The organism is Pantoea sp. S61 (assembly GCF_016625145.1).
Classification (GTDB): Bacteria; Pseudomonadota; Gammaproteobacteria; order Enterobacterales; family Enterobacteriaceae; genus Pantoea; species Pantoea rwandensis_B.
Window position 1 is genome coordinate 182,247 of record NZ_JACVUO010000008.1, and the last position, 25,045, is coordinate 207,291.

The 25,045-nt window shown below is 54.3% G+C and carries 25 protein-coding genes; 3 read left to right on the forward strand and 22 right to left on the reverse strand.

All coding sequences use genetic code 11. The features are described 5' to 3' along the window. Positions 1 to 29: 29 nt before the first annotated feature. From IAE30_RS16750 to yceD, 13 genes are all read right to left on the reverse strand, one after another. Complete coding sequence (locus IAE30_RS16750) at positions 30 to 821, reverse strand: metal-dependent hydrolase (protein WP_038647584.1); 792 nt, start codon at positions 819 to 821, stop codon at positions 30 to 32. Positions 822 to 838: 17 nt separating this feature from the next. Further along, on the reverse strand, positions 839 to 1,828 hold the full coding sequence (gene holB, locus IAE30_RS16755; protein ID WP_200680437.1) for a DNA polymerase III subunit delta': 990 nt from the start codon (positions 1,826 to 1,828) through the stop codon (positions 839 to 841). Continuing rightward, on the reverse strand, positions 1,825 to 2,460 hold the full coding sequence (gene tmk, locus IAE30_RS16760; protein WP_038647589.1) for a dTMP kinase: 636 nt from the start codon (positions 2,458 to 2,460) through the stop codon (positions 1,825 to 1,827). The genes holB and tmk overlap by 4 nt, the downstream gene beginning before the upstream one ends. Beyond that, the gene (gene mltG, locus IAE30_RS16765; protein ID WP_200680439.1) at positions 2,450 to 3,469 is read right to left on the reverse strand and encodes an endolytic transglycosylase MltG; all 1,020 of its coding nucleotides are present in this window, start codon (positions 3,467 to 3,469) and stop codon (positions 2,450 to 2,452) included. Before mltG ends, tmk begins: the two co-directional genes overlap by 11 nt. Further along, positions 3,466 to 4,278 (reverse strand): aminodeoxychorismate lyase, encoded by an 813-nt coding sequence (gene pabC, locus IAE30_RS16770; protein WP_038647593.1) that lies wholly within the window; start codon positions 4,276 to 4,278, stop codon positions 3,466 to 3,468. Before pabC ends, mltG begins: the two co-directional genes overlap by 4 nt. Positions 4,279 to 4,400: 122 nt before the next feature. Further along, positions 4,401 to 5,642 (reverse strand): beta-ketoacyl-ACP synthase II, encoded by a 1,242-nt coding sequence (fabF, locus tag IAE30_RS16775; protein WP_034830699.1) that lies wholly within the window; start codon positions 5,640 to 5,642, stop codon positions 4,401 to 4,403. Positions 5,643 to 5,728: 86 nt separating this feature from the next. Then, on the reverse strand, positions 5,729 to 5,965 hold the full coding sequence (gene acpP, locus IAE30_RS16780; RefSeq protein ID WP_007885774.1) for an acyl carrier protein: 237 nt from the start codon (positions 5,963 to 5,965) through the stop codon (positions 5,729 to 5,731). Positions 5,966 to 6,118: 153 nt separating this feature from the next. Then, entirely contained in the window at positions 6,119 to 6,853 is a 735-nt protein-coding gene (gene fabG / locus IAE30_RS16785) for a 3-oxoacyl-ACP reductase FabG (protein WP_034830697.1), read from the reverse strand. Positions 6,854 to 6,863: 10 nt separating this feature from the next. After that, entirely contained in the window at positions 6,864 to 7,796 is a 933-nt protein-coding gene (gene fabD, locus IAE30_RS16790) for an ACP S-malonyltransferase (RefSeq protein WP_200680441.1), read from the reverse strand. 16 nt (positions 7,797 to 7,812) lie between these two features. Then, positions 7,813 to 8,766, reverse strand: coding sequence for a beta-ketoacyl-ACP synthase III (locus IAE30_RS16795; protein ID WP_200537252.1), 954 nt, complete (start codon positions 8,764 to 8,766; stop codon positions 7,813 to 7,815). Next, positions 8,767 to 9,807, reverse strand: a complete 1,041-nt coding sequence (plsX, locus tag IAE30_RS16800; protein WP_045813864.1) for a phosphate acyltransferase PlsX — start codon at positions 9,805 to 9,807, stop codon at positions 8,767 to 8,769. It abuts the gene before it with no gap. Between the two features lie 27 nt (positions 9,808 to 9,834). After that, positions 9,835 to 10,005 (reverse strand): 50S ribosomal protein L32, encoded by a 171-nt coding sequence (gene rpmF, locus IAE30_RS16805; RefSeq protein WP_007885783.1) that lies wholly within the window; start codon positions 10,003 to 10,005, stop codon positions 9,835 to 9,837. Positions 10,006 to 10,019: 14 nt separating this feature from the next. After that, the gene (gene yceD / locus IAE30_RS16810; RefSeq protein ID WP_200680443.1) at positions 10,020 to 10,541 is read right to left on the reverse strand and encodes a 23S rRNA accumulation protein YceD; all 522 of its coding nucleotides are present in this window, start codon (positions 10,539 to 10,541) and stop codon (positions 10,020 to 10,022) included. Positions 10,542 to 10,684: 143 nt separating this feature from the next. Here yceD and IAE30_RS16815 point away from each other — a divergent pair, with 143 nt between their 5' ends. Further along, on the forward strand, positions 10,685 to 11,266 hold the full coding sequence (locus tag IAE30_RS16815; protein ID WP_200537251.1) for a nucleoside triphosphate pyrophosphatase: 582 nt from the start codon (positions 10,685 to 10,687) through the stop codon (positions 11,264 to 11,266). 11 nt (positions 11,267 to 11,277) lie between these two features. On the opposite strand, the gene rluC is transcribed toward IAE30_RS16815, so the two are convergent. Then, positions 11,278 to 12,234 carry a 23S rRNA pseudouridine(955/2504/2580) synthase RluC gene (rluC, locus tag IAE30_RS16820; protein ID WP_045813862.1) on the reverse strand — a complete coding sequence of 319 codons (957 nt, stop codon included), beginning with the start codon at positions 12,232 to 12,234 and terminating at the stop codon, positions 11,278 to 11,280. 302 nt (positions 12,235 to 12,536) lie between these two features. On the opposite strand from rluC, the gene IAE30_RS16825 reads away from it, so the two are divergent. Both IAE30_RS16825 and rne read left to right on the forward strand, forming a co-directional pair. After that, positions 12,537 to 12,743, forward strand: a complete 207-nt coding sequence (locus IAE30_RS16825) for a hypothetical protein (protein ID WP_141399045.1) — start codon at positions 12,537 to 12,539, stop codon at positions 12,741 to 12,743. A gap of 64 nt (positions 12,744 to 12,807) precedes the next feature. After that, a complete protein-coding gene (gene rne, locus IAE30_RS16830) occupies positions 12,808 to 16,305 on the forward strand; it encodes a ribonuclease E (protein ID WP_200537250.1) in 3,498 nt (1,165 codons plus the stop codon). 333 nt (positions 16,306 to 16,638) lie between these two features. On the opposite strand, the gene flgL is transcribed toward rne, so the two are convergent. The 8 genes from flgL to flgE all read right to left on the reverse strand — a co-directional run bounded on the left by flgL (position 16,639) and on the right by flgE (position 25,027). Beyond that, the gene (flgL, locus tag IAE30_RS16835) at positions 16,639 to 17,604 is read right to left on the reverse strand and encodes a flagellar hook-associated protein FlgL (protein WP_034830684.1); all 966 of its coding nucleotides are present in this window, start codon (positions 17,602 to 17,604) and stop codon (positions 16,639 to 16,641) included. 18 nt (positions 17,605 to 17,622) lie between these two features. After that, positions 17,623 to 19,266, reverse strand: coding sequence for a flagellar hook-associated protein FlgK (gene flgK / locus IAE30_RS16840; protein WP_200537249.1), 1,644 nt, complete (start codon positions 19,264 to 19,266; stop codon positions 17,623 to 17,625). Positions 19,267 to 19,384: 118 nt separating this feature from the next. Beyond that, positions 19,385 to 20,326 (reverse strand): flagellar assembly peptidoglycan hydrolase FlgJ, encoded by a 942-nt coding sequence (flgJ, locus tag IAE30_RS16845; protein ID WP_034830681.1) that lies wholly within the window; start codon positions 20,324 to 20,326, stop codon positions 19,385 to 19,387. Then, positions 20,326 to 21,432 carry a flagellar basal body P-ring protein FlgI gene (locus tag IAE30_RS16850; RefSeq protein WP_052059427.1) on the reverse strand — a complete coding sequence of 369 codons (1,107 nt, stop codon included), beginning with the start codon at positions 21,430 to 21,432 and terminating at the stop codon, positions 20,326 to 20,328. Before IAE30_RS16850 ends, flgJ begins: the two co-directional genes overlap by 1 nt. Before the next feature lie 11 nt (positions 21,433 to 21,443). Then, the gene (locus tag IAE30_RS16855; protein ID WP_200537248.1) at positions 21,444 to 22,154 is read right to left on the reverse strand and encodes a flagellar basal body L-ring protein FlgH; all 711 of its coding nucleotides are present in this window, start codon (positions 22,152 to 22,154) and stop codon (positions 21,444 to 21,446) included. Positions 22,155 to 22,215: 61 nt separating this feature from the next. Next, entirely contained in the window at positions 22,216 to 22,998 is a 783-nt protein-coding gene (flgG, locus tag IAE30_RS16860) for a flagellar basal-body rod protein FlgG (protein WP_034830678.1), read from the reverse strand. 17 nt (positions 22,999 to 23,015) lie between these two features. Next, a complete protein-coding gene (locus IAE30_RS16865) occupies positions 23,016 to 23,774 on the reverse strand; it encodes a flagellar basal body rod protein FlgF (RefSeq protein ID WP_034830676.1) in 759 nt (252 codons plus the stop codon). A gap of 20 nt (positions 23,775 to 23,794) precedes the next feature. Then, complete coding sequence (flgE, locus tag IAE30_RS16870) at positions 23,795 to 25,027, reverse strand: flagellar hook protein FlgE (protein WP_200537247.1); 1,233 nt, start codon at positions 25,025 to 25,027, stop codon at positions 23,795 to 23,797. Positions 25,028 to 25,045: the final 18 nt, after the last annotated feature.

The window sequence follows — 25,045 nt, forward strand, 5'->3', positions numbered from 1 at the left end:
AATTATTACAGAGTTTAAAATAAAGCGGATTAGCCGCCAAGTCGGCTCATTGGGACATGGAACAGACGCGAGAAGTTTTCTGTGGTGGCCGCGGCCAGGGTTTCGATATCAATACCTTTCAGCACAGCCATATAATCCGCGACATCGCGCGTAAAGGCTGGCTGGTTTTCTTTGCCACGATGCGGAACCGGCGCCAGATACGGCGAGTCGGTCTCTACCAGCATGCGATCCAGCGGCACGTAGCGCGCGGCATCACGAATCTGTTCAGCATTGCGGAAGGTCAAAATGCCGGAGAAGGAGATATAGAAGCCCATATCCAGCAACTGCGCCGCAGTCTCTTTATCTTCAGTAAAGCAGTGCAGTACGCCACCACACTTTTCCACCTGCTCTTCACGCAGGATCGCCAGCGTGTCTTCACGTGCATCACGAGTGTGTACGATGATCGGCTTATTCAGCGCGATGCCGGTACGGATGTGTTCACGGAACGAGGCTTGCTGCTGCGCTTTGGTCTCCTGCTGATAGAAGTAATCCAGCCCGGTTTCGCCCAGTGCAATCACCTGCTCTTCAGCGGCCAGTCGACGAAACTCTTCGACATCGTACGGCGCTTCCTGATTCAACGGGTGCACGCCGCACGCCAGAGCGATGTTTTCCCTGTCGCCGACCAGTTGCTTGATCTTGTAGTAATCCGGCAGCGTGGTGGCAATCGCCAGCATAAACTTCACGTCACGCGCTGCGGCTTTGGCGATCACATCGTCCAGATCGCGGTGCTGCTTCTCATAATCCAGGCCATCAAGATGGCAGTGCGAATCAACAATAAACATACTTCTCTCTTTTGCGCTTAGCCGACCGCCGAGGGCGACATTAAGCGTCCCCAGGCTAACAGGCGATCGGTCAAAATCAGTTCACGGTTCAGGGCGGCGACGTGCAACAGTTGCTCACGACACTGCATCCACTGCTGGGCGCTGGCGTTGAGCGCGCTGCTGCTAAGCTGCTGAGCCAGTTGCGATACGACCTCAGGATGGTCGCCGTTGCTCAACCAGTTGCTGGCACCCTGCTGCACTTTCATGGCATCCACCACTAATGAAATCAGCCAGCTGAGGCGCTCTGCCACATCGTCGCTGTTCAGCGCAGGCAGCAGTTGCAGTACATCGCTGTTCAACGCGCTGAGCAAGGTTTCACACAGCTTCTCACGTGCCTGCCAGCGCTCAGGCTGTAGCAGGGTCAACGCAGCAGCAGGTGCGCCATTGCTCAAGCGCAGAGCGGCTCGCAGTACTGGCTCGGATTGCGGCAACTGCTTCTGCAGCCATTGCAAACTGGGCAGCTCTTCCGGTGGGGAAAGATGCCATGTCATGCAACGGCTACGCAATGTTGCCAGCAAACGTGATGGCTCACGGACGCTGAGGAAAAACCAGCAGTTGGCAGGAGGCTCTTCCAGGGTTTTCAACAACGCATTGGCTGCGGCCTCAGTGAGCTGCGCCGCATCCGGCAACCAGACAATCTTTGCTCCGCCCTGCTGAGCAAAATGGTAGAGCTTCTCGGTGACGTCACGGACCGCATCAATACCCAGTGAGGATTTGCCTTTTTCTGCTTCCAGGCGATACCAGTCAGGATGCGTCTGCGCCTGCATCAGCTGGCAGCCGTGGCAATGGCCGCAGCTCTTCAAGCCTTCTGGATGTTGGCACATTAACCAGCGGCTCACACCCCACACTAACGCATCGTCACCCATGCCATTAATGGCCTGTATCAGCAAGGCATGGTGTGCCTGACCGCTTTGATGACGGCTGATAATCTGCCGATAGGGCTGATTCAGCCACGGATACCAGTTCATGCCGCCTGACCTGCCAGCCATTTCTGTAGCGCTGATTTAAGTGACGATGTCACCTCTTCAATATTTTGTGTGGCATCAATGGTTAAAATGGTGTCATCGCAGGCAGCTAACGCCAGATAACGGTCACGTGTGCGTTCAAAGAATCCCAGTGATTCCTGCTCAATACGATCGAGTTCCCCTCGAGCACGCGCGCGTTGCAGGCCAATTTCCGGTGTCACATCCAGGTATAGGGTCAAGTCCGGACGGAAGTCGCCCAATACCGCATCGCGCAGGGTGGTCATCAACTGCGTATCCAGGCCACGGCCACCGCCCTGGTAAGCCTGGGATGAGAGATCGTGACGGTCGCCAACCACCCAGGCGCCACGCGCTAATGCAGGCTTAATCACGTTCTCTACTAGTTGAACACGGGCAGCATACAGCATCAGCAATTCGGCTTTGTCAGTCACCTGTTCGCCATCAATTCCCTGCTTCACCAGCACGCGCAATTGTTCTGCCAGCGGCGTGCCGCCGGGCTCACGGGTGAACACCACATCGTCGATACCCTGCTCATGCAGCACCGCCACAATAGCATCACGCGCAGTGGTTTTGCCCGCGCCTTCAAGGCCTTCAATGACGATAAACTTACTTTTCATTTTTTTCCTTCATGGCCAGCCGATAGACCTGCACCGCTTTATTATGGCTGGCGAGATTGGTGGTAAAGGTATGTCCGCCTTTGCCATCCGCGACAAAATAGAGATAGTTGGTTTTTTCTGGATGCGCCGCCGCTTCCAGCGAGGCTCGACCTGGCATCGCGATAGGACCTGGCGGCAATCCGCTAATCGTGTAGGTATTGTAATCGGTCGGCGTTTCGAGGTCTTTACGCGTAATCGTACCGGTGTAGTTATCGCCCATACCGTAAATCACGGTAGGATCGGTTTGCAGCTTCATGCCGGTGCGCAAGCGATTAATAAAGACCGAGGCAACGCGCGCGCGCTCTTCCGTCACGCCGGTCTCTTTTTCGATAATCGAGGCCATGGTGACCAGATCTTGCTCTTTTTTATAGGGCAGATTGTCCATCCGCCCCTGCCAGATCTCATCCACCAGTTTATTCATGCGCGTGTGCGCACGCTCCAGCAGCGATACATCACTGGTGTTAGCCGTATACAAATAGGTGTCGGGGTAGAAAGCGCCCTCAAGCTGATTTGCATCCATTTTCAGCGCAGCGGCGACGGTCGCAAACTGATCGTCAGTTAGCGTATGTTTGATATAGGGCGCTTGACGCAGTTCGGCCAACCACTCCTTCAGGCGAGAACCCTCGACAAACCGCACCGGAAATTGCGCTTCTTTACCGCTGGCCAGCAACAGCAGCAGCTGCCTTACCGTCATATTGCTTTCCAGTCGGTAGGTTCCGGCTTTGAACTTCGCGAGCTCAGGCTCAAGTTTCAATAGCGGCCCAAACCAGATACTTTCCGGAATGATGTGCTGGCTTTCCAGCTGCGCTTCCAGCACGACCCGACCACTACCTGCGGGCAATGTGTAGATCGTTTCCTGATTAATAGTCAAAGGGGTATCGGCTAAACGTTCAATCTGCCAATAACTCAATGCCGCCGCGAGGCCGGCAATCGCCACAGCGCTGGCGAGTATTTTTTTCATTTGGGTCATGATGCTTCCATCTTCTGGCAACTGTTATACAGCTGCTGGTACAGCGTGCGTGCGGTGAACGAAACATCGTCAATTTTCCGCACAGGTAAAACCGGCATCAGGGCATTGCAGATCACCACTTCATCGGCGTTCAGCACATCGTCCCTGCTTCCTTCAATCAACTGACAAGCCTGGCCTTCCGACGCCATCTTCGCCATCAGATAACGGCGCATAATGCCATCGACACCCGCTTGCTCAAGACGCGGCGTGAAAACCTGATCGCCTTTGCGCCAGAATAAATTGGCCGCACAGCATTCCACCACCGTCCCTGCAGTGTCAAGCACCAGCGCCTCATCAGCATCGGTGTGGTCGAGCTGCTGACGGATCAGCACCTGTTCCAGTCGGTTAAGATGTTTGAGGCCGGCGAGCAGTGGATTACGCGCCAGTCTCACGGGGCTGGTTATCAGCGCTGCACCCTGCTGCTGCAAAGTGGCGTAGTGTTGCGGCCACGGCGAAAGGGAGAGGATGCGCGTCGGGGTTGCGCAACCGGTTCGGCTATATCCCCGTCCACCGACACCTGGCGTCAGAATCACTTTTAAAACCGACTGGGTTTGACCATTGGCGGCATGCTGCATCTCCTCGGCCAGCTGCGCCATATCCGGTAAGGGAATGAATAAACGCTCACAGCCTTCCTGCAATCGCTGCAAATGGGCGTTCAGCAGTTGTATTTTGCCTGCCACTACCGCAGCAGTGGTAAAACAGCCATCACCAAACTGCACCGCGCGATCGCGCGCAGAAAGTTCGAACTGCTCTACGCCGTTTATCCACATACCGCTCACCTTTGGCTACCCTGCCAGTCTGAATACCACTGACAGCGGTAAGAATCCACGTCACTGCGTGACAAAATATAAAAAAGGCCCGCATTGCGGGCCTCTGTTTGGCTGGGTAAAGCTTATACCTTGCGGAAGATCAGCGAGCCGTTGGTGCCGCCAAATCCGAAGGAGTTACACAGCGTGTACTCCAGTCCGCTCACCTGACGTGCTGTATGCGGCACGAAGTCGAGGTCACAACCTTCATCTGGGTTATCCAGGTTGATGGTTGGCGGTACCGCCTGGTCGCGCAGCGCCAGAATCGAATAAATCGCTTCTACCGCGCCTGCTGCACCCAGCAAGTGCCCAGTCATGGATTTGGTAGAACTCACCATCACGCTGTGAGCCGCTGCACCAAATACAGACTTGACCGCCTGAGCTTCAGCTTTGTCACCCGCTGGCGTTGAGGTGCCATGCGCGTTGACGTAGCCAATCTGTTCAGCGTTCAGCTGCGCATCACGCAATGCATTCACCATCGCTGCTGCAGCACCTGAACCATCCTCCGGCGGAGACGTCATGTGGTAAGCATCGCTGCTCATGCCGAAACCGATGATTTCAGCATAAATTTTCGCACCGCGCTTTTTCGCATGCTCGTACTCTTCCAGTACCACAATGCCTGCACCATCACCCAATACGAAACCATCACGGTCTTTATCCCACGGACGGCTTGCCGCCTGCGGGTTATCGTTATTGGTTGAGAGCGCACGTGCAGCACCAAAGCCACCCACACCCAGCGGGGTACTGGCTTTTTCAGCACCACCGGCCAGCATGACATCGGCGTCGTTGTACGCAATGATACGCGCAGCATGACCAATGTTGTGCACACCTGAAGTACAAGCGGTTGCAATAGAAATGCTTGGACCTTTCAGACCGTACATGATGGTCAGATGACCTGCCACCATGTTAACAATGGTAGAAGGAACAAAGAACGGGCTGATTTTGCGCGGACCGCCGTTAACCAGTGAACTGTGGTTGTCTTCAATCAAACCCAGTCCGCCGATGCCGGAACCGATAGCTGCGCCGATGCGACCGGCATTCTCATCAGTTACGACCAGACCGGAGTCCGCCATAGCCTGAATACCAGCAACAATGCCGTATTGGATGAAGTCATCCATCTTGCGCTGATCTTTGCGCGAGATGAATTCATCGCAATTAAAATCTCTTACTAAGCCCGCAAAGCGTGTTGCGTAGGCACTAGTATCAAAATGGTCGATCAGGCTGATGCCGCTCTGACCGGCAAGGAGAGCACTCCAGGTAGACTCTACGGTATTGCCGACAGGAGACAACATGCCAAGACCAGTCACAACTACACGACGCTTAGACACGTACGTCCTCCAGGGAGGGAAAAAATAACGCTATGTGGGGCAAACATAAAACTCAGGCGGTCGAGGTGACCGCCTGAAGATATTCATTAGCCTTGGTGGCTATTGATGTAATCGATCGCTGCCTGAACGGTAGTGATTTTCTCAGCTTCTTCGTCTGGAATTTCAGTATCAAACTCTTCTTCCAGAGCCATTACCAGCTCAACGGTGTCAAGAGAATCTGCACCCAGGTCTTCAACGAAAGAAGCAGTGTTAATCACTTCGTCTTCTTTAACACCCAGCTGCTCAGCTACGATTTTCTTAACGCGTTGTTCGATATCGCTCATACTATTTAATTTCCTATCAAAACTCGCTTTCGCGATGGTTTTCGTAGTGTATAAAATGTTGAAAAAGATGCAACAAAATCCCGGCTGGTCGAACCACGATTTTGCGCTATTCTGCGGTGTTTACCGCAGATAATGCAAATGTTTTCGTGATTATCAGACCATGTACATGCCGCCATTGACGTGGAGCGTCTCACCCGTGATGTAAGAGGCTTCGTCAGAGGCTAAGAATGCAACAGCATTGGCAATCTCCTGCGGGTCGCCTAAACGACCTGCCGGCACTTCTGCCAAAATGCCCGAGCGCTGATCTTCGTTCAGTGCACGCGTCATGTCCGTCTCAATAAAGCCCGGAGCCACGACGTTTACGGTAATGCCACGTGACGCGACTTCTCGCGCCAGTGATTTGCTAAAGCCAATCAAACCAGCTTTTGCTGCCGCATAGTTTGTTTGACCCGCGTTACCCATGGTTCCAACTACAGAACCGATGGTAATGATACGGCCCACGCGTTTTTTCATCATGGCACGCATAACCGCCTTAGAAAGACGGAAGACAGATGTCAGGTTGGTATCAAGGATATCCGCCCACTCATCGTCCTTCATGCGCATCAACAGATTGTCACGCGTAATGCCTGCATTATTGACTAAAATGTCCACTTCGCCAAATTCAGCGCGAACTTTCTCGAGCACGCTCTCAATAGAGGCCGCATCGGTCACGTTCAACAGCAGACCTTTGCCGTTATCGCCGAGGTAAGCACTGATTGCTTCCGCACCGCTTTCGCTGGTGGCGGTTCCCACCACTTTCGCACCGCGCGCAACCAGCGTTTCCGCGATTGCACGGCCAATGCCGCGGCTTGCGCCAGTCACCAGCGCTACTTTACCTTCAAAGCTCATGTTTTTCCTCTTATTCCTGTGTAAGCGCAGCAGACAGTGAAGCAGAATCGTTCACGGCTGCAGCGGTCAGGCTATCCACAATACGTTTGGTCAGACCGGTCAGGACTTTACCTGGACCGATCTCCAGCAACTGACCAACGCCTTGGGTGGCAATAAATTCAACAGCTTCGGTCCAGCGCACCGGGCTATACAACTGGCGAACCAGTGCACTGCGAATCGCCGCGGCATCGGTTTCACACTTGACGTCTACGTTATTAACGACAGGCACAGTCGGTGCATTGAAAGTGATGCTTTCCAGTGCCACAGCCAGTTTATCTGCTGCAGGCTTCATCAACGCGCAATGCGAAGGAACGCTCACCGGTAATAGCAACGCACGCTTGGCACCGGCCGCTTTACAGGCAGCACCTGCACGCTCAACCGCTTCTTTGTTACCCGCGATGACCACCTGGCCTGGCGAGTTGAAGTTCACCGGTGAAACCACCTGACCTTGCGCGCTTTCTTCGCACGCTGTACGGATAGACTCATCATCGAGTCCGATGATTGCCTGCATGGCGCCGGTTCCTTCAGGAACCGCTTCCTGCATCAGTTTGCCGCGTAATTCGACTAACTTGATCGCGTCCGCAAAGTTCAGTACGCCAGCACACACCAGCGCAGAGTATTCACCCAGGCTATGGCCGGCCATCAGCGTAGGCTGCGGGCCATTTTTGCTCTGCCAGACGCGATAAATCGCGACGGAAGCCGCCAGCAACGCAGGTTGCGTCTGCCAGGTCTTATTCAGTTCTTCAGCTGGACCTTGTTGTACCAACTGCCATAAGTCATATCCCAGTGCGTCAGAAGCTTCACGGAAAGTGGCTTCAACCTGCGGGTTTTCCACAGCCAGATCGGCCAACATGCCGACGTTCTGTGAGCCCTGTCCTGGGAAAACAAAAGCAAATTGTGTCATCTGTCGTTCCTGTCAATCAAAAGCGAACCAGCGCAGAACCCCAGGTGAAACCACCACCAAAGGCTTCCAGCAAAATCAGTTGGCCAGGCTTGATACGGCCATCTCGCACCGCTTCATCCAGTGCACTTGGCACCGAAGCCGCTGAAGTGTTGCCATGACGATCCAGCGTCACCACCACTTTTTCCATGCCCATGCCGAGCTTTCTGGCTGTTGCGCTGATAATGCGCAGGTTGGCCTGATGTGGCACCAGCCAATCGAGCATTTCGCGATCAAGGTTGTTGGCTTGCAGCGTCTCGTCCACGATATGGGCAAGCTCGGTCACAGCGACTTTAAAGACTTCATTACCGGCCATAGTGAGATAGGCTGGCTCATCCTGATGTTCACGATCCTGATACGGCAGCGTCAACAGCTTGCCATAACGACCATCAGCATGCAGATGCGTTGACAGGATACCCGGCTCTTCACTTTGACCCAGCACCACAGCGCCAGCGCCGTCACCAAACAGGATGATGGTGCCACGATCGTTTGGATCGAGGGTGCGGGCTAAGACGTCCGCACCGATCACCAGCGCGTGTTTGACCACACCGTTTTTGATGTATTGATCGGCAACACTAAGTGCATAAGTGAAACCTGCACAGGCAGCAGCCAGATCGAAAGAAGCGCAGTCATTAATTTCCAGCATCTGCTGGATCATGCACGCTGAACTTGGGAAGGCATGGCTGGAAGAGGTGGTCGCCACAATAATCAGGCCGACATCGCTGGCCGCAACGCCCGCCATCTCTAGCGCGCGCTGTGCAGCCGCAAAGCCCATAGTGGCAACCGTTTCTTCTGGCGCAGCAATGCGGCGCTCACGGATACCGGTACGCGTGACAATCCACTCGTCCGAAGTCTCCACCATTTTTTCCAGATCCGCATTGGAGCGAACCTGCTCAGGCAAATAGCTGCCCGTACCGATAATTTTGGTAAACATCTACGCTTTGTCACTCCTGGCTAATACAGCGTCAAGGCGCGCCGCAATCCTCTCTGGGACTTGCCTGCGCACCGCCTGCTCTGCCTGCTCTATCGCCACGGCAAACGCACGTTGATTCGCCGCACCGTGGCTTTTGATCACTGTTCCGCGCAATCCTAACAGACAAGCGCCATTGTACTGGTCGGGGTTGAGATGGCCGAAACGTTTAGCCAGACGCTTTTGCAGCCAGCGCCCTACCCATTTCAACCACCACGCCCGTTTTTTCCCATCCTCTGACGACTTGAGCAGAGAAAGAAACATTCTTACCACGCCTTCCATGGTTTTAAGCGTGACGTTTCCCACGAAGCCATCACAGACCAGCACATCCGTCTTGCCGGTGAGGAGATCATTCCCCTCAAGATAACCAATATAGTTGATTTGCGGCGTCTCCCGCAGAACCGCAGATGCTGTGCGAATCGTTTCCAGCCCCTTGGTCTCTTCCTGCCCAATGTTGAGCAACGCGACACGCGGTCTGTCGATTTCCAGCACTTCCTCAGCCATGACAGCGCCCATGATGGCAAACTGCACCAACATATCGCTATCCGATTCCACATTTGCGCCGAGATCCAGCACCACCGTTTTACCCTGCTGCTGATGCGGCAGAACGGTCATCAACGCCGGACGCTCAATGCCATCCAGCGGCTTCAACAACATTTTTGCCAGCCCCATTAACGCGCCGGTGTTGCCTGCACTGATACAGGCTTGCGCGTTACCCTCTTTCACCAGTTCGAGTGCCACACGCATCGAGCTGCCGCGGCTGTTCCGAATGGCTTGTGAAGGCTTGGCATCACTTGCAATAACCGATTCGGCAGGGATAACCTGCACACGCCCCAGTAACGAGGAATCCGCTTTGGCAAGAAATGACGAGATGATGTCGGGATCACCGACCAGAAGAAGAACCAGATTCGTATGAGAGGCCAGTGCCTGCAAGGATGCAGGCACTGTCACGCAGGGACCGAAATCCCCGCCCATGGCATCAACTGCCAGGGTCAAACGTGTCAAGGTATCGCCTTGCGTAACCGCAAAGAATTACTTGGTGATAACCTTGCGACCGCGGTAGTAACCATCCGCAGTGATATGGTGACGCAGATGAGTTTCACCAGAAACTTTATCTACTGACAGAGCTGCGGTGGTCAGCGCATCGTGCGAACGACGCATACCACGCTTAGAACGGGTTGGTTTATTCTGTTGTACGGCCATGGACCTTACTCCTATTACTTACGCTTTAAACTGGCTAATACGGCAAAGGGATTTGGTTTTTCTGCCTCTTCAGGCAACTTGCCAAATACCATGTCCGCGTCGGACACTTCACAGTGTTCAGAATCATGCACCGGAGCTACAGGCAGCGCGAGGATGAGTTCATCTTCGATAACTGCCAGCAAGTCGATTTCGCCGAAATCATTGATATCAACTGGCTCGTAAGCTTCCGGCAGTGCCTCGGCCTGCTCATCAGAAGAGACAGGACTGAAGCAATAGCTTACGTGAACAGCATGCGGGAATGACTGGTTGCAGCGTTGACACGACAATGTCACCTGCACATCAGCTGTTCCTTGCAGAACCGCTAAGCGCTGGTTGTCAATCGCAAACGACATGGTGCATTCCACATCACTGTCCACACTCACGACCGTTTCGGCCAGGCGCGCCACCAATTCAGGTGCATACACACCTTGGTAATCAAGGCGCTTTTGCGCGGCGCGGGCCAGATCGATCGTCAGGGGTAATTTTACCTTTTGCATAGGGCGCGCATATTAACTTTGTAACGTCATAGAGTCAAAGAAAAAGGCCGGTTTACAGCATCTTTCACCCGTTAGTCGCATCCAGTGCGGCGCATAGTTTAAAATGCCTGTCATCTTTACGCTATCTATTCTGAAAAAAAATCATGACACCGTTAATTCTGGCCTCCACCTCCCCATTCCGTCAGGCCTTGTTGAGTAAGCTGGGCCTGCCTTTTATTGCCGTTGCGCCCGATTGCGACGAGACGCCGCAACCGAACGAAACCGCACCGCAGTTAGTGCAACGCTTAGCACTGGCTAAAGCCCAGGCGCTAGCCGCTCAGCATCCACAAAGCTGGATTATTGGTTCCGATCAGGTCTGCGTGCTTGATGGCAACATCACCGGAAAACCGCATACGGTAGAGAATGCCTGCCGACAACTGGCTGCGGCCAGCGGCAAAGTGATTACGTTTTATACCGGGCTCGCCCTGATTCAGCCACAAACGGCACAACAGCTGGTGGTTTGTGAACCGTTCAACGTACATTTTCGTCATCTAAGCCAGGAAGAAATTCGTCACTATGTGGAAAAAGAGCAGCCGTTGAATTGTGCGGGCAGCTTTAAAAGCGAAGGTATGGGAATTTGCTTGTTTGAGCGGCTGGAGGGGCATGATCCCAATACGCTGATTGGATTACCGCTGATAGCGTTAAATAAGATGCTGATTAAAGTGGGCATCAACGCGCTGGGTTGATGCCCGGAAAATCAGGCTTTTTTCTGACGTAGCTGCGCCAGGCAGTGTTTCAGTGCATTATCCAGCGGCGCTTCCATTCGCAGGACTTCCCCGGTATTCGGATGGGTAAAGGTCAGCGCTGCAGCATGCAGGAACAACCGCGCCAGGCCCGTTGATGCGAGTTGGCGATCAAAGTCCCGATCGCCATAGCGATCGTCAAAGGCGATAGGATGTCCACCATGCAGCGTGTGCACACGGATCTGGTGCGTGCGCCCGGTCACCGGACTGGCTTTCACCAGGGTGGCGAATCCAAAACGCTCTTCCACTTTGAAACGGGTTTCGGATGGCTTGCCTTCCGCACTGACGCGCACCACGCGCTCACCGCTTTGCAAAATATTTTTCAGCAACGGTGCCTGCACCACTTTCAAATGTGAAGGCCAGTCACCGCGCACCAGCGCCAGATAATCTTTCTGCATGCCTTTTTCACGTAACTGCTCGTGCAGCGAACGCAGCGCAGAACGTTTTTTTGCCACCAGCAAAATACCGGAAGTATCACGGTCAAGACGATGAACCAGTTCGAGGAAACGGGCTTCAGGACGCAGCGCGCGCAGGCCTTCAATCACACCAAAGCTTAGACCGCTACCACCATGTACGGCGGTACCCGATGGCTTGTTCAGCACCAGCAGATGATCGTCTTCATACAGAATGGCGTTCGCCAGCGCGGCAACTTTATCGAGTTTCGGTGATACTGCTTGCTCTTCACGCTCGGCCACGCGCACCGGCGGAATACGGACTTCATCCCCCGCCTGCAGTTTGTATTCGGGTTTCACGCGCCCTTTATTTACGCGCACCTCGCCTTTACGCAAGATGCGATAAATCATACTTTTCGGCACGCCCTTGAGCTGAGTGCGCAAAAAGTTATCGATACGTTGTTCGGCATTTTCAGCCGTAATGGCGACATAAAGTACGCCGGGATTCTCTGTTTTCATGGCGGCGATTCTAAATAGTGTCCCTGGATAGCGCCACCCCTTTTTCTGTGCTTAACTCTCTCTTTGTCGCGCCGGAAAAAGGTCATAATGATGACTTTTTAACCGATGCGATGTTAAGCCCTGCAAATGAACAGGTTAAGGATGCACAAACTTCACAGCTCGGCAAAAGTCGCCTTGCTATATGTGAGTGAGCAATGGAATAATGCAGGGGTTTCTGCCCTGGAAAAATTCAGGCAGGAAAAAAGAGCGAAATAAGTCATTTTGCCGGATTGAACGGACACGCAGCAATGGCGTAAGACGTAATGTTAAATCAGGCACTTAGCGGGCTGCGGGTTGCAGCCTGGACGACAGACTGGGATGTGTGGATTTCTGAATTTTCTATAGCTATTCCACCTTCAGGCGCTGTTTTTCCTTATGAAAAACAGGCCACCGACAAGATTTGCGCCCCTTTAGCCGACGACAGCCGTGAGGTTGACGTCAGTGCATTAAGACACGGGGCCATCGGTTGATTCTCGTCCAGGGTAACGATGCCCGCAGCTACATCACTCATGTGAGAATAACGAGTACGTCACGATGAAAAGAATGTTAATTAACGCATCTCAGCAGGAAGAGTTGCGCGTTGCCCTTGTTGACGGCCAACGTCTGTACGATCTGGATATCGAAAGCCCCGGACACGAGCAGAAAAAAGCCAATATCTACAAAGGTAAAATCACCCGTGTTGAACCCAGCCTTGAAGCGGCATTTGTCGATTACGGTGCTGAACGCCACGGTTTCCTCCCTCTGAAAGAAATTTCCCGCGAATACTTCCCTGCTAATTACAACGCACACGGCCGTCCAAACATCAAAGAGGTGTTGCGTGAAGGTCAGGAAGTTATCGTGCAAATCGATAAAGAGGAGCGTGGAAATAAAGGTGCGGCCTTAACCACCTTCATTTCTCTGGCCGGTAGCTATTTAGTCCTGATGCCGAATAACCCGCGTGCCGGGGGGATTTCCCGCCGTATCGAAGGTGACGATCGTACCGAACTGAAAGAAGCACTGTCCGCACTGGAATTGCCAGACGGTATGGGCTTGATCGTGCGTACCGCAGGCGTTGGCAAATCTGCCGAATCGCTGCAGTGGGACCTGAGTTTCCGACTGAAGCACTGGGAAGCGATCAAAAAAGCTGCGGATAGCCGCCCTGCCCCGTTCCTGATCCACCAGGAAAGTAACGTCATCGTGCGTGCCTTCCGCGACTATCTGCGTCAGGATATTGGTGAGATTCTCATTGATAACCCGAAAGTACTGGAGCTGGCGCGTCAGCATATTGCTGCGCTCGGTCGCCCGGACTTCAGCAGCAAAATCAAACTGTACACCGGTGAAATCCCGCTGTTCAGCCACTACCAAATTGAGTCGCAGATTGAATCTGCATTCCAGCGTGAAGTGCGCTTGCCTTCCGGTGGCTCGATTGTTATCGACAGCACCGAAGCGCTGACCGCCATCGATATCAACTCCGCCCGTGCAACACGCGGTGGCGACATCGAAGAGACGGCCTTCAATACTAACCTCGAAGCGGCTGATGAAATCGCTCGTCAGTTGCGCCTGCGCGACCTCGGCGGCCTGATCGTCATCGACTTCATCGACATGACACCGGTTCGACACCAGCGCGCGGTTGAAAACCGTCTGCGTGAAGCGGTTCGTCAGGATCGTGCACGCATTCAAATCAGTCACATTTCACGTTTCGGTCTGCTGGAAATGTCGCGTCAGCGTCTTAGCCCATCATTGGGTGAATCCAGCCATCACGTCTGCCCACGTTGTAGCGGCACCGGCACCATCCGTGATAACGAATCGCTCTCGCTGTCTATCTTGCGTCTGATTGAAGAAGAAGCGCTGAAAGACAACACCAAAGAAGTGCATGCGATTGTACCTGTGCCCGTCGCCTCTTACCTGCTGAACGAAAAACGTGATGCAGTCAGTGCGATCGAGAAACGCCAGGGTGGCGTGCGTGCCATCATCGTGCCAAACGATCAGATGGAAACACCACATTACTCTGTGCTGCGCGTGCGCAAAGGCGAAGAAACACAGACACTGTCTTACCACCTGCCGAAACTGCATGAAGCCGAGATGGCGCTGCCTTCGGAAGAAGAGCATGCCGAACGTCGTCGCCCTGAGCAGCCAGCCCTGGCCGCCTTTGTGATGCCTGATGCGCCGCCTGCGCCGGTTGAAGTGGAGAAAGAGAGCCGTTCTGCGGTTAAAGCGGATGCAAAACCAGCAGCAGCTGCCGCGGCGCCTGCCGTTGCCAGCACTGGCTTTGTCGCTCGCCTGTTGGGCGGTTTGAAAAAACTGTTTGCTGGCGATGCACCTGCTGCTGCACCTGTTGAAGCTAAACCGGAAGAGAAAGCCGCTGAAAGTGAGAACAATCAGCAGCGTGGTGACCGCCGTAACAACCGTCGTAGCAATAATCGTCGCGATCGCACTCCGCGCAACGGTGAAAATGCTCAGGGTCGCGAAGGCCGTGAACCGCGTGAAGCTCGTGAGCCACGCGAATCGCGTGAACCACGTGAAGCCCGCGAGCCGCGTGACAATCAGGACAATCGCCGTAACAAGCGTCAGAACGAGCCTCGTGGTGAACGTCCAGCGCTGACCGATGAGCAGCTGCAGCAGCGTGATGAGCAGCAGCAACAGCGTCGTGAGCAGCGTGCTGAACGCCAGCGTCGTCGTCAGGATGAGAAACGTAATCAGCAGCAGGATCAAAAAGTCGCTGAAACCGTTGCTCAGACCGATATCGCTGATGAAAACGTTGCGCAGGAAGAAGAGCGTGTGCAGGTCATGCCACGTCGTAAACAGCGTCAACTGACCCAGCGTGTGCGTGTGGGTGATACCGGCGAAGTGGCGGCAGCTATCCCGGCACCCGCAGCCACTGAAGCGGTTTTAGAAAATGCACAGCGCGCTGCATTCAATGAGCAACCTGAAGTCGCTCAGGATGAACAGGATGATAACGAGAACCGTGATAGCGCCAACATGCCGCGTCGCTCACGTCGTTCACCACGTCATCTGCGCGTGAGCGGCCAACGTCGTCGTCGCTATCGTGATGAGCGTTACCCAACGCAATCAGCCATGCCGCTGGAATCGGCTGCATCTTCTCCAGAGATGGCATCCGGCAAAGTCTGGATTACCTACCCGGTTGCCCAGGCCCACGATCAGTTCTCCTCTCAGGAAGCGCTGAACGAAATGCCAGATTACAGTTATCAACATACCGGTGAAGCGGACGCACTGCCGGTTGTGGCAGCAGCAGAACAGGTTGCTCAGCCAACAGCGCAAGAGGCCGTTCATCAGTCTGAGCCACAGGCACAGACTGAAGTGCCAGTGGTTAACACCGATGACCTGACTCCAATCGCTGCGCCTGTCAACGAAGAGCCTGCCGTGATTTCTGCCGCTGTTGAGCAGATTGCACAACAAACCGCTGCTGAAGCCGTAGCGGCCGATGAAGTGACAACGGCACCGGCTGAAACTGCCATCACTAATGAAGTCGAAGATGTGCAGGCTGACGTCGCACCGGCTGCGGATGTTGCTGCTGCATCGTCTGAAGTGGCACCGGCTGCTGAAGTGGCGCCTGCATCGACTGAAACGGTTTCTGCTACTGAAGTGACACCGGCTGAAGCGGTTCCTGCTGCGGAGACTGCCACACCACAGGCAAGCGAAGCAGTAGTAGCAGCAGCGCAAGCGCCTGCTGAAGTTGAGCCTGCTGTTGTAGCGGCTGAGCAAGCGCCTTCTGAAGTTGAGCCTGCTGTTGCCGCGCAAGTGGAAGAAGTACTGGCTGCACCAGTAGCTGCTGAAGCGCCTGCTGCACCGGTGACTGAGCCGCATGCTCCTGTTGCTGCACGTGACACCGCAGTGAGCAACGCTGAAACCCGCTGGAAGCACCACGCCACGGCGCCGATGACCAAAGCACCTGCTCCGGCATGGGAGCCAGAAGTCGTTCGTCACAGCGATTGGGTTCGCCCACCGTTTGACTTCGAAGGCCGTGGTTCTGCGGGCGGCCATAGCGCCACGCATCAGGCGACGGCACCGGCAACACGCCCGGAAAGCGTTTAAGTCTTAGTCGCTAATCAGCGTTAACAAAACCCCGACTGGTTCGGGGTTTTTTATTGCCTGTTGATCCTGCTCTTTCGCAGCATTAGGTGGTGATCTGGCAGAGTACACAAACAGAGCGCTGCTTCGCATGAGGCAGGTGCGAAGAGGTGGTGATCTGGCAGAGTACACAAACTGACTGCTGCTCCGCATTAGGCAGGTGCGATGAACTGTGCGAGCTAAATGCAATAAACTGTGCGACGAAATGACAGGCAAAAAAAATCCCACGGCCCCAAAAGGCGGTGGGAGAAACTAAGCGCGCCCGGTTTAAGCACGCTCAAATTTTTAAGTCAGATCTTATGAATTCAGCTGGAACAGTGACATCTTCGACATATCAGTGAAGGTCTTGTAAGACGCTTGCAGTGCTGTCTGTTGCATGGTGTAACTGGAAATGGCGGAGGTGTAATCGACATCCACCAAATCACTCATTTGCGAGGTCATAATAGTATCGCGATCGTCACCCTGCGCATTCAGCGTGTCGAGCTCTGACAACTGTGTACCGACTGCAGAACGCACGGTCAAAACGTTGTTCAGTGAATTACTGAGGCCACGGTTGGTTTTATCCATCGCATCCTGGAACGTTTGTTTGGTCGCATCATCCGCATTGTCTTGTGGCACTTTAAGGGCCGCAATGGCACTGTCGAGCATATTAAAGACATTGGTCTCGCTCGCCGTTCCATCTGGCTCAGCTTTCGCATTGCTGGTAATCGACATGAACACAGAAGATCCCGTGCTGCTCACATCCATTGTGCGGCCATCATCGACTTTCTGCGTGATAGCCTGATCGCCGCCCACATAGCTCACGCCAGTGCCGGCAGTATCGGTGAATGGCGCCGTATCGGTTTTGTATCCGGCAAAGATATAGCGACCATTACCATCCTGGCTGTTGGCCTGATTGAGCAATTGGGCGCGAATACCTTCCAGCTGGGTGGCGATAGAGGCACGGTCATCATCGCTAAGTGTGCCGGTAGAGCCATAAACAATCAGGGTTTGTGCATCCTGAATGCTACTGGTCGCGCCTTTAAGCGCATTCTCTTCCATCGACAAGCTTTGATCCGCGAAACTACGCGCTGTCGCATATTGGGTACTTTTCGCCTGAGACTGCGACAGCACCACGGCACGAGAGGCCGCAATCGGATCATCCGATGGGTTGTTAACACGACGACCACTGGAAAGCTGTTCGCCCACTTTTAACCAGGAAGATTGCGAGTCAGTAATCCCGCGCACCTGCTGGTCAAAAATCATATTGGTACTAAGACGCATGGTTTTTATCCTCTATGCTTAGCCGCGGATGTCCATCAGCGCATTGAAAATCGTGCTGGCGGTTTGCAATACCTGCGCATTCGCCATATAAAACTGCTGATATTTGGTCAGGTTGGCGTACTCTTCATCAAGGTTCACCCCTGAGACCGACTGCTGACGGTCGGTAAGCTGGTCGACCACGTTTTTCTGCGTGGTACTGGCCGTTTCCAGTGTGCTGGTTTTGTTACCCACCGTGCTGACGATGCTGGCATACGCTTGCGCAATCGTTGCGTTGCCGTTAACCAACTTCGCATCCTGCAAATCCAGCATTTTTTGGGCGTTGGTGTTGTCACTTTCGCCACTGGTCGCACTGGATGCAGCCGCGATTTGCGATTCATCCGTGATAGCCACAGACATACTGCTAATCACGTTCTGGACCGGTTTTACCAGGAAACTATCTTTATTATCAGGCGTGCCGCTAACGGTTAGTTTCAGACCATCAAAGCTCAGGGTGCCGTCTGTCGCATCAGGCGTAACGCTAAATTTCACGTTGTCAGACAAGCGAGTCACAGACCAGGTACTGCTGGCGCTGTCATAGCTCATGGAGTAGTTAGAGGCTTTAAGTGCACTGGTATCAGACCATTCTGCGGTCACCGTTGCAGTGGACGTATTCTTGCTATTACTCACTACGTTCGGTGAGCCGATGTTGAAGAATTTCGTGCCCTGAGCGCCGTTACTGTCATAACCTGCAGTTTGCACGGCGTTAAAGCTGGTGGTGAAGGCAGCCGCTAACTGGCCAAGCTGATTCTGTGCGGTATCTAAATCCTGCGTGCGGAACGCCAGCAAACCACCCAGTGAGCCGGTCGTCAGGGTTTTTTCAGGAATTTCGACATTACCCGCTTGCTTGTCGACATAACCGACAGTGATACGCGAGTTATCGGCGCTGGAAGGCATCGCGACCAAATTAGTCGAGTTTTTGCCGTTAACCAGAGTGACACTCCCCATCGAGACGATATAGCTACCATCTTGCTGAGAGACGTTTACCCCAACGATGTTATTGAGGTTGTTCACCAACTGATCGCGTTGATCCAGCAGATCGTTCGGTGCAGCACCGTTGCCGGTGGTCAGTTTTGCGATCTGGGTGTTGAGGTCGGCAATCTGGCTGGTGTAGGTGTTAATCTGGTCAACGTTGGACGCAATGTCCGTATTCACGCTGGTTTGCATATTATTCAAGTACTGCGCCGTGGTTTGGAACTGATTGACCAACCCCTGGGCATAGCTCAGCATTGATTGACGTGCAGACGGATCGTTTGCGTTACTTACCACGTTTTGCACATTGGTAAAGAAGCTTTGAATCGACGTTGAAAGGCTGGTGGTCGATGTCGACAGCAGGTCATCAATGTTTGAAATCTGACTGTATTGGGTGTTCACCGCGCTGTAATTGGCACTGGATCCGCGCAACTGAGCAGTAACAAACTCATCATATTCACGCTGCACGCCATTCAGCGTCACGCCATTGCCATAGTAGCTGTTGCCCTGCAGGGTGCTATTGGCCTGCGACAGAATGGTCGTCTGACGTGAGTAACCCGCTACCGTGTAGTTGCTGATGTTGTTACTGGTGGTGCTTAATGCGGCCTGTGCGGCGCTCAGCCCACTCATCGCTGAGTTAATTATGCTGGACATCTCGGTTCCTTTATTTCCCGTTAACCGGGCTGGCAGTCATCAGTGCGATTGGGCGGGCTAAAACGCCCGCAGCTTATGATGGTTATCGGCGTGCTTAAGTGAAACTTGAGGTAAAAAATCAGAACAAATCGGTAATATCCTGGCTATACGCCTTCACCACTTTTTCGCCCATGTTTTTGAATTGCTGGATCATTCCCACCAATTTCTGCGCATATTTCGGATCGGTGGCATAGCCCGCTGCCTGCAGGGCTCGTGCGCCCTGCTCCGGCGTTGCGGCGTTGGCAACGGCGGCATAGCGCGGGTTATTGGACAGCAGTTTGACGTAGTCGCTGAGTGCTTCCATATAGGAACCATACACACGGAAGGTGGCACGCACTTTCTTCGCCACGCCACCTTCATATTCGGTGGTCATGATGTCGGTGGTTGCGCCCTTCCAGTCACCACCGGCCTTGATGCCAAACACGTTGTAGCTCGGCTTGCCGTCGCGCGTCAGAATCTGGCGTTGTCCCCAACCCGATTCCAGCGCCGCCTGGGCAAGGATCAAGTGATGAGGAATACCACTCTGCTGACTCGCGGCCTGCGCGGGTTGGGATAACTGGGCAATAAAGTCGTTGCTATCCGCTGGGAAGCTGGACGGCGAGACCGGCAGACGCGGCACCGCTTTGCGTACCATCTGCTCCAGTTGGTTGGAAGGCAGATTGCTATAAATGAAGCTGTTATCCAGCTTCATCGGTACCGTGCCAGCGGTTTCATCAGGCTCTTGCGCGGGCTGCATCTGTTTGACGATCAAATCCGCCATACCCAGCCCGCGTTTACCGATTTCCTGCGCAATCTGCTGATCGTACATTGAGGTGTACATCTTTGTTGAGTCGCTGCTGAAGATGCCATCCTGCGGCAACGCTTCACGCATGCTCTTCAACATCATCTGTACGAACATTCCCTCAACCTGTTTTGCCACTTGCAGCGCCTTCCCTTTCGGGTCGGCGGCGGCTTCGCGTTTCAGGTTGTTCAGTGAGCGGCTGTCATAAGCCGCACTCATCAGCGATTGCGTATCGGTCATCAGATGATTTCCAGTTTGGCGCGCAGACAGCCTGCACTTTGCATCGACTGCAGAATCGACATCAGCTCAATCGGCGTTGCGCCCAGGGCGTTAAGGGCACGGACCACGTTATTAAGGTTGGCGCTGGCGTTAACACGCTGCAAGGCTCCGCCGCTCTGGCGCAAGTCGATCTGCGTCTGCGTCGTCGCCACGGTTTGTCCACCGGCGAACGGCGTGTTCGGCTGGCTGACGTTCTGCTGCTGATTCACTGTCACCGACAAGTTGCCTTGCGCCACAGCACAGGTATTGAGCGTTACCTCGCGGTTCATGACCACCGAACCGGTACGCGAGTTGATGATGACTTTGGCATCTTCAACCGGCACGGAAACGTCAATATTTTGGATATCGGCCAGCAAACGCACCTGCGAGCTGTTGTTTGGCGACACACGAATTTGCACCGTGCGCGCATCGAGCGGTTGCGCTGAACCCACGCCACGGCTATTAATCGCATCGGCAATACGCTGCGCCATGGTGAAATCTTCAGTATTCAATTGGAGATTGATGGTGTTTTGGCTGCCAAAGTTACTTTGCAACTCGCGCTCTACCGTTGCACCATTAGTAATGCGGCCACCGTTTAGCTGGTTAACCTGCACACTGCTGCCGCCCGCAGATGCACCCGCACCGCCCACCAAAATGTTACCCTGCGCCAGCGCGTAAACCTGGTTATCGACCCCTTTCATCGGCGTCATTAACAGCGTGCCACCGCGCAGGCTTTTGGCGTTACCCAGCGAAGAGACCACTACGTCAATATTCTGCCCCTGCCGCGCAAACGACGGCAGCTTCGCCGTGACCATCACCGCCGCCACGTTTTTCAGCTGCATATTGGTGCCGGTGGGCACGGTGATACCGAGCTGCGACAGCATGTTGCTTACCGTCTGGGTGGTAAACGGGGTTTGTGTTGTTTGGTCACCTGTCCCATCAAGCCCCACCACCAGGCCGTAACCGATCAGCTGGTTTTCGCGCACGCCCTGCACGGATGTCAGATCGCGAATGCGGTCAGCCTGGGCCATCAGACTGACGCCGAGCAGCAGGCTCAGGCTCAGACGCAGCAGAGTGTTCATTTTCATCATTACCTCGATTACATCGGCGACACGTTCAGGAAGAAACGCTGGAACCAGCCCATGGTTTGCGCCTCATTGATATACCCGTTTCCGACATACTCAATACGTGCATCGGCCACCTGCGTTGACAACACGGCGTTGCTGGCGCTGATGGTGCGTGGGTTAACCACACCGGAGAAGCGAATAAATTCGGTTCCCTGGTTAATTTCGATCTGTTTCTCACCGACCACGCGCAGGTTGCCATTCGACAACACCTGATTCACGGTGACGGTGATGGTGCCGGTAAAGGTATTATTGGCCGTTGCGCCACCTTTGCCTGCGAAGTCATTTTTACCATTGGCATCCAGACCGGCTTTCTCACCGGCGGGGCCGACCAGACCGCTCAGGCCGGTTGGCACAGTGCTCACGCCAAAGCTGTTGCTGCCATCACGGCTCGCATTGGCTGAAGAACTTTTGCTGGCGCTGACATTCTCTTGCAGCGTAATCGTCAGGGTATCGCCAATGTTACGTGGACGGCGGTCTTCGAACAGCGGCTGATAGCCGTAGTTCAGTGGCGCAACGCCCTGGAAAATAGAACCGTTTACCACTGGCGGTGCGGAAGGCGTGGGTTCTGCCGTTGTGGCACCCTGCACCAGAGGCGTACGCGGGACTAACGCACAACCGTTTAATGTCAGTAGCAGCGTGGCTACTAACCAATGCCCAGGCTTGAGAATCACTTGCTTCGCCACGGAGTTCTGACCTTATTCATGTTCTTAATCGGGCCAGCCAGGCTGGCCCAACGACCCCAGATTAAACCTGGGTTAATTTCTGCAGCATCTGATCAGAGGTGGTGATCGCTTTGCTGTTGATTTCATAAGCACGCTGCGTCTGAATCATGGTGACCAACTCTTCCGCCACGTTGACGTTAGAGGTTTCAACATAACCCTGATACAGCAAACCCGCGCCGTTCTGGCCTGGCGTACTCTGCGTCGCCGCACCGGATGCCTGCGTTTCCTGATAGAGGTTTTCACCCAGGCTATCGAGGCCCGCATCGTTCATAAAGGTGCTCAGCGTCAGCTGTCCAACCTGTGCTGGGTTAGTCTGCCCCTGCTGTGTCACGCTCACCACACCGTCACGCGAGATGGTGATACTGGTGGCGTTCGCCGGGATAGTGATCCCAGGCTGAACCGGATAGCCGGCGTTGGTCACCAGCTGACCGTTCTGATCCACCTGGAATGAACCGTCGCGGGTATAGGAAGAGGTACCGTCTGGCATCTGCACTTCGAAATAACCCTGACCGTTGATCGCCACGTCTTTTGAGTTACTGGTCTGCGACAGGTTGCCCTGGGTATGCAGACGCTCGGTGGTCACTGGGCGCACACCGGTACCAATCTGCAAGCCTGAGGGCAATGTAGTCTGTTCCGATGACTGCGTGCCCGGCTGACGCAGCGTCTGATACATCAGATCTTCGAACACGGCACGCGAACGTTTAAACCCGTTGGTTGAAACGTTCGCAAGGTTGTTCGAAATGACGTCCATATTGGTTTGCTGGGCGTCAAGGCCGGTTTTAGCGATCCATAAAGAACGAATCATGTTGTTTTCCTTACGCCTTAGCTGCTCATGTTGAGCAGTTGATTGGCTTTTTGTTCGTTTTCATCGACGTTAGTGATGACTTTCATCTGCATCTCGAAACGTCGGGCGTTGGCGATCATGTCGACCATGGTTTCCACTGGCTTAACGTTGCTGCCTTCCAGCACACCTGGCATGACCGCGACCGTTGCATCAGGCGCTAGAGCCGCACCGCGTGTCGCCTGCGTCGCCTGGGTTGGACGGAACATACCGTCGTCACCGCGCTGTAACTCTTTGCCCGTGGCCTTAACCAGCTTCAGCTTGCCAATCTGTACCGTGGCGTTTGGCGCATCACCCGCATTACGCGAGGTGATGGTACCGTCAGCCGCGATAGTCAGTTCGGAGCCTTGTGGAATGGCGATTGGACCGCCATCGCCCATCACGGGATTGCCCTGAATGGTCAAAATACCGGTCGAGCTGATCTGCATGTTGCCGTTGCGGGTATAGGCTTCAGAACCGTCAGCGGTACGCACCGCCAGCCAGCCATCTTGCTGTACCGCCACATCGAGCGGGCGTCCGGTGTTGTCCATCGCGCCTGGCGTCATATCGGCACCCGGCGTTGAGGCAGCCACTAAGGTGCGCGTCGGCAGCGACCAGCCGTTGACCGGCACCGCGCGCAACGCGTTGAGCTGGGCGCGGAAGCCCGGCGTTGAGGCGTTGGCGAGGTTGCTGGCGGTCACCGATTGTTGTTCCATCGTCTGACTGGCGGCGCCCATCGCGGTATATATTGCGTGATCCATAATGCAATCCCGTTAGCGAATTAACGTAAGTTGATCAGGGTGTTGAGGATCTGATCCTGCGTTTTAATTGTCTGGCTGTTGGCCTGATAGTTACGTTGTGCAACAATCATGTTGACCAGCTCTTTACTCAGATCGACGTTGGAGGCTTCCAGTGCACCTGAAGTCAGTGAACCGTAAGTGCCGGTGTTAGCCAAACCGATAGCTGCCTGACCCGAAGCGTTGGTCGCAGACCAGACGTTATCGCCTTCTGACTTCAGGCCTTCCGGGTTAGAGAAGCTGGCCAGAACGATTTGACCCAGCAGCTGAGTTTTCTGGTTCGAATAGGTACCGGTAATGGTGCCGTCATCGTTGATGGCGTAGCTGGTCAGGTCGCCCGGCGCATAACCATCCTGCGTTGGGTTCCCGAATGACGTGGTGCCGGTGTTTTGTTGCTGGCTTCCCAGTACGCTCAACGTGATGGCCTGATTGGCCGCAGCACCATTAGATCCCTGAATAGTCAAGCCAACAGTGGTTGCACCTGCGGTGGTTGTCCCGCCGCTTGTGATAGATTGCAGCTTACCGTTGGAGTCAAAGGTCATCGAGAAATCACCTGCTGACGCTCCAGTAGTGGAATCAATCGCGTGCACAGCCCAGTTGTTATCACTGGTTTTCACATAATAGAGGTCGAGAGCATGATCGTTACCCTGTGAGTCATACACAGTGACGGTGCTTTTGGCGTTGTAGCTATCGACGTCTGACGAGCTGAAGGTTGCCACTGTTGGCACGCTATCTGTGGAGTTCAGGTTAGACACCAAACCGGCGGTCGTGGTCGCGCGCGCCGACATCTGCGTCGTCGGTACGCTCAATGCCACCGGGTTTGCACCCGTCTGAATGGTCGGCGGGGTACCGGTTGCCGGATAGCCGGTCACGCTCATGCCCTGGGTGTTCACCAGGTTACGGTTGGCATCCAGCGTGAACTGACCATTACGAGAGTAGTACACGCTACCCGCAGCATCGGTCATACGGAAGAAACCGTTACCGCTCAGTGCCACGTCCAGACCACGGCTGGTTGAGGTCGTGGTACCGTCGTTGAAGTTCTGAATAACCGCAGCGACCTTGGTACCCATACCGATATTTGAACCAGCAAACATATCCGCGAACGAAATGGTGCTGGATTTGAAACCCGCAGTCGCGGAGTTGGCGATGTTGTTACCAATGACGTCCAGGTTACTGGAGGCCGCATTCATACCACTGACAGCTTGAGAAAAAGACATAACGTGTCTCCTGCTAAA

Excerpts from the sequence above, each read along its gene's own strand:
- IAE30_RS16750 (WP_038647584.1), bottom strand. The coding sequence starts at position 821 with ATGTTTATTGTTGATTCGCACTGCCATCTTGATGGCCTGGATTATGAG.
- holB (WP_200680437.1), bottom strand. The coding sequence starts at position 1,828 with ATGAACTGGTATCCGTGGCTGAATCAGCCCTATCGGCAGATTATCAGC.
- tmk (WP_038647589.1), bottom strand. The coding sequence starts at position 2,460 with ATGAAAAGTAAGTTTATCGTCATTGAAGGCCTTGAAGGCGCGGGCAAA.
- mltG (WP_200680439.1), bottom strand. The coding sequence starts at position 3,469 with ATGACCCAAATGAAAAAAATACTCGCCAGCGCTGTGGCGATTGCCGGC.
- pabC (WP_038647593.1), bottom strand. The coding sequence starts at position 4,278 with ATGTGGATAAACGGCGTAGAGCAGTTCGAACTTTCTGCGCGCGATCGC.
- acpP (WP_007885774.1), bottom strand. The coding sequence starts at position 5,965 with ATGAGCGATATCGAACAACGCGTTAAGAAAATCGTAGCTGAGCAGCTG.
- fabG (WP_034830697.1), bottom strand. The coding sequence starts at position 6,853 with ATGAGCTTTGAAGGTAAAGTAGCGCTGGTGACTGGCGCAAGCCGCGGC.
- fabD (WP_200680441.1), bottom strand. The coding sequence starts at position 7,796 with ATGACACAATTTGCTTTTGTTTTCCCAGGACAGGGCTCACAGAACGTC.
- IAE30_RS16795 (WP_200537252.1), bottom strand. The coding sequence starts at position 8,766 with ATGTTTACCAAAATTATCGGTACGGGCAGCTATTTGCCTGAGCAGGTT.
- rpmF (WP_007885783.1), bottom strand. The coding sequence starts at position 10,005 with ATGGCCGTACAACAGAATAAACCAACCCGTTCTAAGCGTGGTATGCGT.
- yceD (WP_200680443.1), bottom strand. The coding sequence starts at position 10,541 with ATGCAAAAGGTAAAATTACCCCTGACGATCGATCTGGCCCGCGCCGCG.
- IAE30_RS16815 (WP_200537251.1), top strand. The coding sequence starts at position 10,685 with ATGACACCGTTAATTCTGGCCTCCACCTCCCCATTCCGTCAGGCCTTG.
- rluC (WP_045813862.1), bottom strand. The coding sequence starts at position 12,234 with ATGAAAACAGAGAATCCCGGCGTACTTTATGTCGCCATTACGGCTGAA.
- IAE30_RS16825 (WP_141399045.1), top strand. The coding sequence starts at position 12,537 with ATGTTAAATCAGGCACTTAGCGGGCTGCGGGTTGCAGCCTGGACGACA.
- rne (WP_200537250.1), top strand. The coding sequence starts at position 12,808 with ATGAAAAGAATGTTAATTAACGCATCTCAGCAGGAAGAGTTGCGCGTT.
- flgL (WP_034830684.1), bottom strand. The coding sequence starts at position 17,604 with ATGCGTCTTAGTACCAATATGATTTTTGACCAGCAGGTGCGCGGGATT.
- flgK (WP_200537249.1), bottom strand. The coding sequence starts at position 19,266 with ATGTCCAGCATAATTAACTCAGCGATGAGTGGGCTGAGCGCCGCACAG.
- flgJ (WP_034830681.1), bottom strand. The coding sequence starts at position 20,326 with ATGACCGATACGCAATCGCTGATGAGTGCGGCTTATGACAGCCGCTCA.
- IAE30_RS16850 (WP_052059427.1), bottom strand. The coding sequence starts at position 21,432 with ATGAAAATGAACACTCTGCTGCGTCTGAGCCTGAGCCTGCTGCTCGGC.
- flgG (WP_034830678.1), bottom strand. The coding sequence starts at position 22,998 with ATGATTCGTTCTTTATGGATCGCTAAAACCGGCCTTGACGCCCAGCAA.
- IAE30_RS16865 (WP_034830676.1), bottom strand. The coding sequence starts at position 23,774 with ATGGATCACGCAATATATACCGCGATGGGCGCCGCCAGTCAGACGATG.
- flgE (WP_200537247.1), bottom strand. The coding sequence starts at position 25,027 with ATGTCTTTTTCTCAAGCTGTCAGTGGTATGAATGCGGCCTCCAGTAAC.